The sequence below is a fragment of the Aeromonas sp. genome, from assembly GCF_051657805.1.
Classification (GTDB): Bacteria; Pseudomonadota; Gammaproteobacteria; order Enterobacterales; family Aeromonadaceae; genus Aeromonas.
In genome coordinates this window covers 18443-31098 of record NZ_JBOFLJ010000054.1, presented here as the reverse complement: position 1 = coordinate 31098, position 12656 = coordinate 18443, and the positions used below count along the sequence as shown (strand labels likewise).

10 protein-coding genes and 2 tRNA genes are annotated in these 12656 nt (G+C 63.1%); 5 read left to right on the top strand and 7 right to left on the bottom strand.

The genetic code is table 11. The annotated features are described in order from the left end of the window. The 3 genes from ACRCYW_RS16105 to ACRCYW_RS16095 form a co-directional block, all read right to left on the bottom strand. Window positions 1-187, bottom strand: a 187-nt coding sequence (locus tag ACRCYW_RS16105) for a GTP-binding protein (protein ID WP_232535768.1), incomplete at its 3' end; no start/stop codon positions are given. Window positions 188-359: 172 nt separating this feature from the next. Next, window positions 360-434: transfer RNA gene (locus ACRCYW_RS16100), tRNA-Gly, on the bottom strand. Window positions 435-472: 38 nt separating this feature from the next. After that, window positions 473-557, bottom strand: a tRNA-Tyr gene (locus tag ACRCYW_RS16095). 262 nt (window positions 558-819) lie between these two features. On the opposite strand from ACRCYW_RS16095, the gene coaA reads away from it, so the two are divergent. Next, window positions 820-1758 carry a type I pantothenate kinase gene (gene coaA, locus ACRCYW_RS16090; RefSeq protein WP_438551054.1) on the top strand — a complete coding sequence of 313 codons (939 nt, stop codon included), beginning with the start codon at window positions 820-822 and terminating at the stop codon, window positions 1756-1758. Window positions 1759-1831: 73 nt separating this feature from the next. Here the strand turns inward: coaA and birA are convergent, their stop codons facing one another. Further along, complete coding sequence (gene birA, locus ACRCYW_RS16085) at window positions 1832-2797, bottom strand: bifunctional biotin--[acetyl-CoA-carboxylase] ligase/biotin operon repressor BirA (RefSeq protein WP_438551053.1); 966 nt, start codon at window positions 2795-2797, stop codon at window positions 1832-1834. Continuing rightward, window positions 2794-3846 carry a UDP-N-acetylmuramate dehydrogenase gene (gene murB / locus ACRCYW_RS16080; protein ID WP_438551052.1) on the bottom strand — a complete coding sequence of 351 codons (1053 nt, stop codon included), beginning with the start codon at window positions 3844-3846 and terminating at the stop codon, window positions 2794-2796. The genes birA and murB overlap by 4 nt, the downstream gene beginning before the upstream one ends. A 125-nt stretch (window positions 3847-3971) precedes the next feature. Between murB and ACRCYW_RS16075 the strand changes: the two genes are divergently transcribed. Further along, a complete protein-coding gene (locus tag ACRCYW_RS16075) occupies window positions 3972-4625 on the top strand; it encodes a potassium channel family protein (protein WP_438551051.1) in 654 nt (217 codons plus the stop codon). After that, window positions 4622-5977 carry a TrkH family potassium uptake protein gene (locus tag ACRCYW_RS16070; RefSeq protein ID WP_438551050.1) on the top strand — a complete coding sequence of 452 codons (1356 nt, stop codon included), beginning with the start codon at window positions 4622-4624 and terminating at the stop codon, window positions 5975-5977. The genes ACRCYW_RS16075 and ACRCYW_RS16070 overlap by 4 nt, the downstream gene beginning before the upstream one ends. Window positions 5978-6060: 83 nt before the next feature. Here ACRCYW_RS16070 and ACRCYW_RS16065 read toward each other — a convergent pair whose 3' ends face one another. Continuing rightward, on the bottom strand, window positions 6061-8040 hold the full coding sequence (locus ACRCYW_RS16065; RefSeq protein WP_438551049.1) for a DNA topoisomerase III: 1980 nt from the start codon (window positions 8038-8040) through the stop codon (window positions 6061-6063). A 335-nt stretch (window positions 8041-8375) separates the two neighbouring features. On the opposite strand from ACRCYW_RS16065, the gene ACRCYW_RS16060 reads away from it, so the two are divergent. Next, window positions 8376-9506 (top strand): NapC/NirT family cytochrome c, encoded by a 1131-nt coding sequence (locus ACRCYW_RS16060; RefSeq protein ID WP_438551048.1) that lies wholly within the window; start codon window positions 8376-8378, stop codon window positions 9504-9506. Window positions 9507-9528: 22 nt separating this feature from the next. After that, window positions 9529-12009: a trimethylamine-N-oxide reductase TorA gene (torA, locus tag ACRCYW_RS16055; RefSeq protein WP_438551047.1), complete on the top strand. Its 2481-nt coding sequence runs from the start codon at window positions 9529-9531 to the stop codon at window positions 12007-12009. 137 nt (window positions 12010-12146) lie between these two features. Here torA and ACRCYW_RS16050 read toward each other — a convergent pair whose 3' ends face one another. Then, the gene (locus ACRCYW_RS16050) at window positions 12147-12608 is read right to left on the bottom strand and encodes a hypothetical protein (protein WP_438551046.1); all 462 of its coding nucleotides are present in this window, start codon (window positions 12606-12608) and stop codon (window positions 12147-12149) included. Window positions 12609-12656 lie beyond the last annotated feature (48 nt).

The window sequence follows — 12656 nt, the reverse complement described above, 5'->3', positions numbered from 1 at the left end:
TGGTGATACCACGCTCACGCTCTTCCGGCGCCTTGTCGATCTGGTCGAAGGCGAAAGCTTTACCACCGAAGTGCTTGGCCAGCACGTTGGTGATGGCGGCGGTCAGGGTGGTTTTACCGTGGTCAACGTGGCCGATGGTACCCACGTTAACGTGCGGTTTATTACGCTCAAATTTTTCTTTAGACATGATCGTCCCTCTAAACTAACGCTGAGTACGCGGTGGCAAGCTAACCACAGAACAGTTTATATGATGGATTTGAATCTGGGGGAGTAGAGAGGCTTGTACTGACAGGCTGGTTCGACTGCCGAACTCACCCTAGGGTGTGGCTCTCAGAATTACCTGAGCCATATCAGCATCTTGGAGCGGGCAGCGGGAATCGAACCCGCATCATCAGCTTGGAAGGCTGAGGTAATAGCCATTATACGATGCCCGCATTTCTCTAACCCAAAGAACTCAAACCGCAGAGAAATATGGTGGAGGGAGAAGGATTCGAACCTTCGAAGGCAGAGCCGTCAGATTTACAGTCTGATCCCTTTGGCCGCTCGGGAACCCCTCCGTCACGTCGATGCCACAACGGTAATTCTGCTTGCACCCGTTGTTTTTATCGCATTTGCCGGGCAAATAGGCGACAGACATCTAAGCGTCGCGCATTTTATGGTAAGGATTTTGGGGATGCAACCATTGCGCCTTGCAAAATGTGCATTATTGCAGAGAAGAGTACAAAAAAACGCACCCTCTCCACTCGAACCTGCCGCATCCCTTGTCGCTCCCGATCCCTTGGTGTATGGTCGCCCTGCCCAAGAAACAGTGATGACATCATGACGACAGAGCATAACCCCTATTTGCAATTCACCCGCGAACAATGGGCGTTATTGCGTGATGCAGTCCCCCTCACCCTGACGGAGACGGATCTGCATACCCTGCGCGGGATCAACGAGAAGGTGTCATTGCGGGAGGTGGAAGAGATCTACCTGCCCCTCTCCCGCCTGCTCAATCTCTACGTCAAGGCCAAGCAGCGCCGCAGCCGCGTACTGGAACAGTTCCTCGGTCAATCTCGCGGCAAGGGCACCTATATCATCAGCATCGCCGGCAGCGTGGCGGGGGGCAAGAGCACCACGGCGCGCATCATGCAGGCGTTGCTGGAACGCTGGCCGGAACATCCCCGAGTCGAACTGGTCACCACGGACGGCTTTCTCTATCCCAACAAGGAGCTGGAGGCCCGCGGCCTGATGCGCCGCAAGGGGTTCCCGGAATCCTACGACATCCGCCATCTGGTGGAGTTTGTCGCCAACATCCGGGCCGGCCACGAGCGGGTCGAGGCTCCCGTCTACTCCCACCTCATCTATGACATCCTGCCGGACGAGAAGAAGGTGGTGGAGCAGCCGGACATCCTGATCCTGGAGGGGCTCAACGTGCTGCAGAGCGGCATGGATTACCCGCAGGAGCCCCATCGCGTCTTCGTGTCAGATTTTGTCGACTTCTCCATCTATGTGGATGCGGACACCGAGCTGCTGCGCACCTGGTACGTGGAGCGCTTCCTCAAGTTTCGCAGCGGCGCCTTCTCGGACCCCGATTCCTACTTCCACCACTACGCCAAGCTGGTGGAGAGCGAAGCCACCGAGATCGCCAACAACATCTGGCAGGACATCAACTATTTGAATCTGCAAGAGAATATCTTGCCGACCAGGGAGCGGGCCAACCTGATCCTCACCAAGGGCAACGAACACGCCATCGAGCAGATCAAGCTGCGCAAGTGACGCCGAACAACGCAGATTCGGAATAAACAAAGGGGGCCATGGGCCCCCTTTGTTATGCGCTGGTCTGCTGGCGTCAGTCGCCGCGACGCAGGGAGATCTCCCCTCCCAGATAGAACTTGATCCCCTCCTCCGTCTCCAGCCGCAGGGCGCCGCGATCGTCGATGCCACGGGCGATGCCGCGGATCACCTGATCCCCCATCAGCAGCTTCACCGGCTGGCCGGCGAAGTAATCGAGCCGGTTCCAGTCGTCCACGAAGCTCCCCAGACCGCTCTGCTCGAAGGTCACCATGGCCTGCTGCAGGCGCTGGATCACGCAGGCGGCCAGCTCATTGCGATCCACCAGTTCCGGCTGGACGTGGCGCAGTTCGGACCAGGCCTGGTCGATCTTCTCCCCCTGCCGCTGCGGCATCGCGAGATTGAGGCCGACGCCTATCACCAGATGGCAGCTGGCACCGGCGCTGCCGCTCATCTCCACCAGGATGCCCGCGAGCTTGCGCCCCTGATAATAGAGGTCATTGGGCCACTTCAGCTCCACCCCTGGGTAACCCAGGGACTCCAGCGCCTCTACCACGGCGACGCCCACCGCCAGGCTCAGCCCCATGGCCGCCGCCATGCCCTGCTCGAGGCGCCAGTACATGCTCAGGATCAGCTGGCAACCGAAGGGGGTGATCCAGGGCTTACCACGGCGCCCCCGGCCGGCGGTCTGGCACTCGGCCAGACAGCTCTCGCCGGATTGCAGCCCGCTGACCCGCTCCAGCAGGTATTGGTTGGTCGAGCCTATCACCGAGAAGCAGTGCACCGGCGCCATGGGGACCCGGGCCCGCAGTTTCTCCTCGTCGTAGAGCGCCATGGGCACCGCCAGCCGATAACCCTTGCCGGTCAGGCTGAACAGATCCAGCCCCAATTCCTTGAGGGCCGCCATATGCTTGCTGACGGCTGCCCGGCTGATGCCGAGCTGCTCGCCGAGCTGCTCGCCGGAGTGGAACTGGCCGTCGCTCAGCAGGGTGATCAGGGTCTGTCTGATGGGGGTCAGGGTCATGCCAGCACCTCGTCGAGCCAGGTCTCGCCGGTCAGCCCCATGAAGCGCACTTCGTGCTCCAGCACGACGCCGAATTGCTGCTCCACGCTGTCCCGCACATGGGCGGCCAGGGCGATGAGCTCCATGGCGCTGGCCCCCCCCAGGTTCACCAGCACCAGCGCCTGCTCCTGATGGACGGCGGCGCGGCCGATGGCAAATCCCTTGAGACCGCACTGATCGATGAGCCAGCCCGCCGCCAGCTTGGCCTGTCCTTCTCCAGCCGAACTCTCTGCAACCGGATAGACGGGCATCTGCGGATAATGCGCCTTGAGCCCTTCCGCCAGCGCTTGCGGCACTACGGGATTCTTGAAGAAGCTGCCGGCGTTGCAGAGCAGGGCGGGATCCGGCAGCTTGGCCATGCGGGTGGCGCAGACGGTATCGAAGATGGCCTGAGGGCTGGGTTGATCACCGAGGGCCGCCAGCGGGCCATAGCCCTGCACCGGCTGCCAGGCCTTGGGCAGACTCAGGCCGACGGCGGTGATGAAGTGGGAATCCTGATAGGCATGCTTGAAGATGCTGTCGCGATAGCCGAACTGGCAATCGGCAGCCTGGATCCGCTCCAGTTCGCCGCTCTGCCAGTTGAAGGCCTCCACATAGGTGCAGAAACGGGCCAGCTCGACCCCGTAGGCACCGATGTTTTGCACAGGCGCGGCCCCGATAGTGCCGGGGATCAACGCGAGATTTTCCAGCCCGTGCCAACCCTGCTGCAGGGCGTGGCACACCAGCTCATGCCAGTTTTCACCGGCCGCCACGTGCAGCAGCCAGTGGTCACCCTCATCCCGCACCTCTATCCCTTGCAGGCGGTTGTGTACCACCAGACCGGCGAAGTCGTTGCAGAACAGTATGTTGCTCCCCCCTCCCAACACCAGGCGCGGCAGCGCGGCCAGCTCGACGTTGTCTCGCAGTTGCCTGAGATCGTCCAGCTGGGCCACCTCGGCCAGCCAGAGGCAGTGGGCCTCGAGGCCCAGGGTATTGAGGGTCGACAAGGGGGCGTGGGGGGTGAGTTTCATCTGTTGGTCCCGACAAGAGCGAGGAGGCAGTTTACCCCAGATCCCCCGGGACGAAAAACCCGGGTACTTCTCGGACTCAGTTCGCTGGAGTAGAGTAACTTCTTCAGTCCCTTGAGGAAGCGTGAATGAACAACCAATTTGCCGTCATCGGCCTCGGCCTGTTCGGCAGTGCCCTGTGCGAAGAGCTGCAACGGCAGGATGCCGAGGTGCTGGCCATAGACATCGATGAGGTCAAGACCCGCCAGATCGCCACCCTGTGCAACCATGTGCTGGTCGCCGATGCCACCGACGAGGCCACGGTCGCCGAGCTCGGCCTCGCCAACTTCGACATCGTCTTCGTCGCCATCGGTGACAATCTGGAGACCAGCATACTCACTACCCTCGTACTGAAAGAGGCGGGCGTGAAGAAGGTGTGGGTCAAGGCCCGCGACAAGTTCCACGCCAAGATCCTGCAGAAGGTGGGTGCCGACAAGGTAATCAATCCGGAGTGGGACATGGGGCGCCGGGTCGCCCAGAGCATGCTGGATAACCGCCTGTTCGACTATCTGGAGCTGGGCCACGACATGGTGCTGACCGAGTTCGTCATCGGCCTGCAGCAAAACGGCCGCACCCTCGGCGATCTGCACCTGCTGCAGCAGAGCAACTTCCAGCTGCTGGCCATCAAGCGCGGCGAGGTGCTGCACAACGTGCTGACCGGCAAAATGGAGCTGCAGCTCGGCGACATCCTGATCCTGGCCGGCAACAAGCACGCCATCGACCACTGGCTCGACACCCTATGATCAACTGGCGCAGCAACTACGCCTTCGCCATGCAGCGGGAGACCGAATCCCGCTGGAGTGAAGCCAAGCTGATCCTGGGCAGTTTCCTCATCATTCTGCTGATCGGCACCCTGTTTCTGGTGCAACCCTCCAGCCACAGGGGCGAGGTCACCTTCGTCAACGCCCTGTTTACCGCCACCTCCGCCATCAGCGTGACCGGCCTCGGGGTGGTGGATACGGGCACCGCCTTCACCCTGCAGGGGCAGATCATACTGCTCATCCTGATGGAGATAGGGGGGCTGGGCCAGATGACCATGACGTTGCTGCTCATCGCCATGTTCAGCAAGCGGGTCGGTCTGCGCCAACAGGTGCTGGCCAAAGAGGCGCTGGGCCAGGAGGGCTCGGTCAACATCATCCAGCTGGTCAGGCGTATCGTCTTGTTCGCCCTCATCGCCCAGCTGCTCGGCACCGCCGTCATGGCCATTCGCTGGGTACCCGAGATGGGCTGGTCCCACGGCCTCTACGTCAGCTTCTTCCACGCGGTGTCGGCCTTCAACAACGCCGGCTTCTCGCTGTTTGCCAACAACCTCATGGACTATCGCGATGACCCCATCATCAGCCTGACCATACCGGCCCTGCTGATCCTCGGCGGCATCGGCTTCACCGTCATCGTCGATCTGGTGCGTAACCGCCGCTGGCGCAAGCTGAAACTGCACAGCAAGCTGATGATACTGATGACCCCTGGCCTGCTGTTGCTGGGCACCCTGATGTTCTGGCTGCTGGAGCACGACAATCCCCACACCCTGGGCGGCGCCGGTTTCGGCGGCCAGTGGCTGGCGGCCTTCTTCCAGTCCGCCACGGCGCGCACCGCGGGCTTCAACACGGTCGACATCGGCCAGATGGTGCCCGCCTCCCTGCTGTTCATGATGATGCTGATGTTCATCGGGGCCGGGGCCACCTCCACAGGGGGCGGTATCAAGGTGACCACCTTCGCCGTGGTGCTGCTGGCCACCAAGGCCTTCCTGACCAAGCGACCCCATGTCACCGCCTTCGGCCGCACCCTCTCCCCCCAGATAGTGACCCGATCGCTCGCCATCATCATCGTCAGCGTCATGGTGCTGATGCTGGCCATGTTCCTGCTGACCCTGACGGAGTCGGTGTCGCTGGACAAGATCATGTTCGAGACCATCTCGGCTTTCGCCACCGTGGGCCTCACCACGGGCATCACCCCCGGCTTGAGCGAGCCCGGCAAGCTCATCCTGGTGCTGGTGATGATCTGCGGCCGTCTGGGGCCCCTGACCCTGGCATTGATGCTGGCCAGGCCGAGCGAGACCCGCATTCGCTACCCGGAAGAGGGGGTCTACACGGGTTAACTCACTGCTTGAGTGCGTTTTCTAGATACAAGAGAGGGGCGAAGGCCCCTCTTTTTATATCCAGACATCGCCTTCGGAAAGACTCAAGCCGCCTTGGTGGTGCGCTTGCCCGTACTCTTGCGGGGGCTGGCCCCCTTGCTCCCAGCGCTCTTGCCACTGCTGCTGCCACGGCGGGTGAAGCGACGCTTGGCTGCCCCCTCAGGTGCCTTGGGCAGGGCACTGAAACCGGCGCCAGAATCCTGCCTCGCCCCCTCGATCAGGGCGTGCAGTTGCTCGGTGAGCGGTCCCATGAACTGCTGGTAGCTGGCGTGACGCTCGGCGATCTGGCCGAGGTGCTGTTCCCAGAGCGCCGTCATGTCCGGCGTGGTGGCCGTGGTGGGCAGCGCCAGGATCAGCGCCCGCCCCGTGGGGGTCGCCTTGATGCTCTTGCCCTGACGCACCAGGAAGCGGCGCTTGAACAGCAGGTCGATGATGCCGGCCCGGGTCGCCTCGGTACCGAGGCCATCTGTCTCGCGAAGGGTCTTGCGGATCTCGGGATCCTGCACGTAGCGGGCGATGCCGGTCATGGCGGCCAGCAAGGTCGCATCGGTAAACGCCTTGGGGGCCTGGGTCATCTTCTCCAGCAGCTCACCCCGCTCGCACAGGAGACGTTCCCCCTGGCGCAGGGCGGGCAGGGTGCCGGCCTTCTCCTCGTCGTCATCCTCCTCGACCCCGAGCAGCGCCTTCCAGCCGGCCTTGAGGATACGGCGAGCCTTGGCCTGGAACAGGCCGCCGGCGATGCGCAGCAGCACCTTGCTGTCGTTGTACTCAAACGGCGGATAGAACTGCAGCAGGTATTGGCGGGCGACCAGCCCATAGATCTTGCTCTCCTCGGCGGAGAGGCTGGCCTCGTTGCCCCGCTTCTCGGTGGGGATGATGGCGTGGTGGGCATCCACCTTGCCATCGTTCCACGCCTTGCTGCGCAGTTTGCCGTCCGCCTCGCTCACCGCCCTGGCCAGCGCCGGCGCCGTGGCGGCGATGGCCTCACGCACCTGGGGCGCCCGGCTGAAGTGATCGCTCGGCAGGTGGCGGCTGTCGGATCTGGGATAGGTGATGAGCTTGTGGCGCTCGTAGAGCCCCTGACAGACATCCAGCACCCGCTTGGCATCCATGCCGAAACGCTTGGCGGCATCGATCTGCAGGCTGGATAGGTTGTAGGGCAGCGGCGCCGACTGCTTGCGAGCCTGCTCCTCCACCTCCTCCACCAGGGCGTCCTGGCCCTGGATGCGCTCCACTACCTTGGCGGCGAGCGCCCGGTTCAGCACCCGCCCCTCCTCGTCCTGCCAGGGGGCGCAAGCCTCGGACGGCAGCCACTTGGCACTGAACCGCTCGTTGCCCTGAGTCATCACATGGGCCAGCACCTCGAAGAAGGGTTTCGGCACGAAGGCCTCGATCTCCAGATCCCGCCGCACCACCAACCCCAGCAGCGGGGTCTGCACCCGCCCCACCGACAGCAGCTCGCTGCAACCCCCCTTGCGACCGAGCAGGGTGTAGGCCCGGGTCATGTTGATGCCATAGAGCCAGTCCGCGCGGCTGCGGGCCAGGGCCGATACCGCCAGCGGCACGAACTCCTTGTTGTCACGCAACTTGTCGAGGGCGCGGCGCACCGCCGGCGGGTTGAGATCGCTGATGAGGCAGCGCTGCACCGGCTTGGTCTTGGGATAGCCGAGAAAATCGATCACCTCGTCCACCAGCAGCTGCCCTTCCCGGTCCGGGTCGCCGGCATTGACCACGCAGTCGGCCCGCTTGATGAGCCCCTTGATGGCGGTGAGCTGAGCCCTGGTCTTGGGCTTGGCCACCAGCTGCCACTGGCTCGGCACTATGGGCAGCGACTCCATGCGCCACTGCTTGTAGGCGGCGTCATAGGCGTCGGGCTCCGCCTGCTCCAGCAGGTGGCCGATGCACCAGGTCACCACGTCCCCCTGGCCGGTTTCGATGAAGCCCAACCCCTTCTTGTGGGGCTTGGGCAGGGCGTCGGCGATGGCACGGCCCAGACTGGGTTTTTCGGCGATGAAGAGTCGCATGACGGCATGACCTGAACACTGTATATGCGAACAGTATACATGCCTCATTCCGTAAATCCCAAGCCTGCCGCCACCGTCCGTCATGAGATGGCGCCTGCCCCCTTGCCGCGATCAGGAGCCAGCTCGTACGGGTCTGTTTTTTCACCCTCCCGGTCGATCCAGAGACAGTCTCTGACGCCCATCCGCCGTCAGCGCAGCTGGAAACCACTGCTAACTGACGGATTATTCGACAAAAAGATCATTGTTTTCAAAAATGTAAATATGACCGGGGTCAACGCCCCGGCCATCGATGACTACTACTATATTGGTATTATTTGATTTTGGGGAATGACGCCATGTTTGGAAAAATGTTGAGAAAGAGCTGGTTCTGGCTCCTGTTGCTGGGGGCCCTGCTGGGCGTCGCGGCCCTGGGGGTCACCGTTACCGTGCTGCACAAGACCAGCTCCACCGAGTTCTGCGTATCCTGCCACTCCATGCAGACCCCCCTCGCCGAATACCAGGGCAGCGTCCACTTCCAGAACGTGAAAGGGATCCGTGCCGAGTGCGCCGACTGCCACATCCCCAATGAGCCAGCCTCCTACCTGTGGACCAAGATCCGCGCGGTGAAGGACATCTACCACGAGGCCCTCGGCACCCTGGACACCCCGAAGAAATACGAGGCCCGCAAGCTGCACATGGCCCAGACCGTCTGGGATCAGCTCAAGGCAAACGACTCCGCTACCTGCCGCAGTTGCCACAGCTATGAGGCCATGGACATCCTGGCCCAGCGCCCGAACGCCCGGGCCGAACACCCGGTCGCCATCAAGGAGGGCCAGACCTGCATCGACTGCCACCGAGGCGTCGCCCACATCATGCCTGACATGAGCGAGCTGGCCGCCGCCGGTGCCAGCGAACTGGCCGCCGCCGCCGCCCAGACCCCGGCCAGCGTCACCACCCGCTATGCCATCGCCACCACCCCCCTCTACCTCGATGCCAAGGCCGGCACCGACGAGGGCACCCTGATGCCATCCACCCGGGTGGAGATAGTTGCCAACGAGGGCAAACGCGCCCAGGTGCAGATCGAAGGCTGGCAACAGGATGGGGTGAGCGAGGTGTTCTACGCCGCTCCCGGCAAGCGGATCCTGAGCGTGCTGGTCGGTGACAATGCCAAGCAGGCGCTGGTCACCGGCAAGAGCGAGACCGATGCCGCCACCAACCTCACCTGGCATCAGGTCAAGCTGACCGCCTGGGTGGATCAGGATCAGCTCATCGGTGATCAGGGCAAGCTGTGGCAATACGCCTCCACCCTGATGTCCAACAACTGCACCGGCTGTCACGGCCTGACCGCTCTGGATCACTTCAATGCCAACCAGTGGATTGGCGTCATCAAGGGCATGGAATCGCGTACCTCCCTCACCCCGGAGCAGTCACGCATGCTGACCCAGTACGTGCAAAAACACGCCAGTGACATGAGTGCGGCCCACTGAGGCTGGAACAGAGGAATCTCCCATGACTTTTTTCAATGACCAAGACACCAATCTGTCCCGCCGCAACCTGCTCAAGGGATTGGGCGCCTGCGCCGCCCTGCCGCTGCTGGCCGGCATCTTCCCGAAGAGCGCCCTGGCCCAGGCCATCAGCACGGCCCTTGAGCAGTTCCCGACCCTGGTGCCGGCCCAGAAGGGCATTCTCACCGGCGCCCACTGGGGAGCCTTCGAGGCCATAGTCGCCGATGGCCGCATGATCCGGGTGCAACCGGTGGCCGATGATCCGGCACCGAACGAGCTCATCGACATGGCGCCCTTCCAGGTCCATGCCAAGAACCGCATCAGGTACCCCATGGTACGCAAGAGCTGGCTGGAGCGCGGCCCGGGCGCGAGCCCCGAGCTGCGCGGTGCCGACGAGTGGGTCAAGGTGAGCTGGGACAAGGCCATCGAACTGGTGGCCGGCGAGATCAAGCGGGTGCAGAGCGACTTCGGCCCCCAGGCCATCCACGCCGGCTCCTACGGCTGGAAGAGCGTCGGCATGTTCCACAACTGCCGCACCCTGCTGCACCGGCTGATGAACCTGGCTGGCGGCTTCACCGGTTATGCCGGTGACTATTCCACCGGTGCGGCCCAGGTGATCATGTCCCACGTAATGGGCTCCATCGAGGTGTACGAGCAGCAGACCGCCTGGCCGAACGTGGTGGAAAACGCCGAGCTGGTTGTTCTGTGGGGGGTCAACGCCCAGGTGACCCTGAAGAACAGCTGGAACATGCCGGATCACGAGGGGCAGGCCGGCTTCAAGGCGCTCAAGGAGAAGGGCACCCGAGTCATCAGCATAGACCCCGTCTACAACGAGACCGCCAAGCTGGCGGGGGCCGAGTGGATTGCCCCCAAGGCCTATACCGACGTGGCCATGATGCTGGGGGTGGCCCACACCCTCCATAGCGAGCAGAAGCACGATCAGGCCTTCCTCGATCGCTACACCGCCGGCTTCGACAAGTTCCTCCCCTACCTGCTCGGCAAAGATGATGGTCAGCCCAAGGACGCCGAGTGGGCCGCCGCCATCTGCGGCGTCGACGCCAAGGTCATTCGCCAGCTGGCCCTCGACATGGCGTCCAAGCGCACCATGATCATGGCGGGCTGGGGCATGCAGCGGCAGCATCACGGCGAGCAGCCGAACTGGATGCTGATAACCCTGGCCGCCATGCTGGGTCAGATCGGCCTGCCGGGGGGTGGCTATGGCTTCAGCTACCACTACTCCTCCGGCGGCAGCCCCACCGCCAAGGGGGGCATTCTGGCCGGCATCTCGGCGGGGACGGCGCCGCAAAACAGCCCGGCCCCCATCCCGGTGGCCCGTATCGCCGACTGCCTCGCCAACCCCGGCAAGACCATCGACTTCAACGGCCGCAAGGTGACCTACCCAGACGTCAAACTGGTCTACGTGGCGGGGGGCAACCCCTTCCACCACCATCAGGACACCAACAACCTGCTGGAAGCCTGGCGCAAGCCGCAGACCGTCATCGTCCACGAGCCTTACTGGACCGCCACCGCCAAGCACGCGGACATAGTGCTACCGGTGACCACCAGCTATGAGCGCAACGATCTGGAGATGGGGGGCGACTACTCCCAGCGCTACGTCTTCCCCATGCACCAGTGCGTGCCGCCCCAGCACGAGGCGCGCAACGACTTCGACATCTTCAGCGCCGTCGCCGCCAAGCTCGGCCTGCAGGAGGCCTACACCGAGGGCAAGGACGAGACCCTCTGGCTCAAGCAGATGTATGACGGCATGGCCGCCCAGGCCCGTGGAGCCAAGGTGGCGCTGCCGCCGTTCGACATGTTCTGGGCCTCCAACAACTACATCCGCTTCCCCATCCCGGAGGCGAATCGCCAATGGATCCGTCACGCCGATTTTCGCGAGAACCCGCTGCTGAACCCCCTCGGTACCCCGTCCGGCAAGATAGAGATCTTCTCTAACACCGTAGCGGGCATGAACTATGCCGATTGCGCCGGCCACCCCAGGTGGTATGAGCCCAAGGAGTGGTACCGGAGCGAGCAGGCCAGCCGCTATCCCCTGTCCCTGAACACCTCGCACCCGACCCAGCGGCTGCACTCCCAGCTGGACAACACGCCGCTGCGGGACAAGTTCGCCATCGCCGATCGGGAGGCCATCCTGATCAACCCGGACGACGCCAAGGCGAGGGGCATCAAGGATGGCGATCTGGTGCGTGCCTTCAACGAGCGCGGCCAGATCCTGGTGGGCGCCCTGGTGTCGAAAGACATCCGGCCCGGGGTAGTGCGCGTCTGTGAGGGGGCCTGGTTCGATCCGGCCAAACCGGGCGAGGCGGGGAGCCTGTGCAAGAACGGCAACGTCAACTGCCTCACCTTCGATGAGGGCTCATCCAGCCTGGCCCAGGGCAACTGCGGCCATATGGCCCAGCTGCAGATCGAGAAGTACCAAGGCCCGGAGCTTATCAACACGGCCCATGAGGTGCCGGCCAACGCCTGAGTGCAGCCTTGACCAATAAAAACGGCGCCTCCAAGGCGCCGTTTTCTATCCCGGTGGCAAGGGTCAGAAATCCCCTTGCACCTTGTGCTCTTCCGCACACTCCACCCGCTTAGCAGCCAGAGTCGCGGTGAGGTGGATCAGAAGTCCCCTTCCACCATGTACTCTTCCGCACACTCCACCAGCTGTGGCCAGAGATCCTCCGGCACCCAGGCCTCGGGGTCGTCCTCATCACCGTCATACTGGGTCCAGAAGAAGGCGCGCAGCCCGCTCGCGAAGTCGTCGCTGATCTCCGCCAGCTCGGACAGCGGTCCCAGCCAGGCGATGCGGCGCAGGCCGGAGGCGAGATCGTTGATGGCATCCATCAGGCTGCGGTCGTCCAGGCTCTGTTCCACCAGCAGGGTGAAGCGCTCCCGCGCGCTCTCGGTCTGATCCTCGTCCAGCTCGCCCACGTCGGCCAGCAGGTCGACAAAGTCCTCAAGCAGAAACTCGATCAGGGCCTCCCTGTCCTCGAACCACTGGATCTGGGCCCCCTTGGTACCCAGTACCGAGGCATCGAACGAATCATCGAGATGACACAGTGCCCACGGATCGTCAGTCATTGCTACCTTCCTACGGCTTGAAACAAGAGCCTTATCTTATGTCGAGCG

Bases quoted from the DNA above. Each gene is read 5' to 3' on its own strand.
- coaA (WP_438551054.1), top strand. From the start codon at position 820: ATGACGACAGAGCATAACCCCTATTTGCAATTCACCCGCGAACAATGG.
- birA (WP_438551053.1), bottom strand. From the start codon at position 2,797: ATGACCCTGACCCCCATCAGACAGACCCTGATCACCCTGCTGAGCGAC.
- murB (WP_438551052.1), bottom strand. From the start codon at position 3,846: ATGAAACTCACCCCCCACGCCCCCTTGTCGACCCTCAATACCCTGGGC.
- ACRCYW_RS16075 (WP_438551051.1), top strand. From the start codon at position 3,972: ATGAACAACCAATTTGCCGTCATCGGCCTCGGCCTGTTCGGCAGTGCC.
- ACRCYW_RS16070 (WP_438551050.1), top strand. From the start codon at position 4,622: ATGATCAACTGGCGCAGCAACTACGCCTTCGCCATGCAGCGGGAGACC.
- ACRCYW_RS16065 (WP_438551049.1), bottom strand. From the start codon at position 8,040: ATGCGACTCTTCATCGCCGAAAAACCCAGTCTGGGCCGTGCCATCGCC.
- ACRCYW_RS16060 (WP_438551048.1), top strand. From the start codon at position 8,376: ATGTTTGGAAAAATGTTGAGAAAGAGCTGGTTCTGGCTCCTGTTGCTG.
- torA (WP_438551047.1), top strand. From the start codon at position 9,529: ATGACTTTTTTCAATGACCAAGACACCAATCTGTCCCGCCGCAACCTG.
- ACRCYW_RS16050 (WP_438551046.1), bottom strand. From the start codon at position 12,608: ATGACTGACGATCCGTGGGCACTGTGTCATCTCGATGATTCGTTCGAT.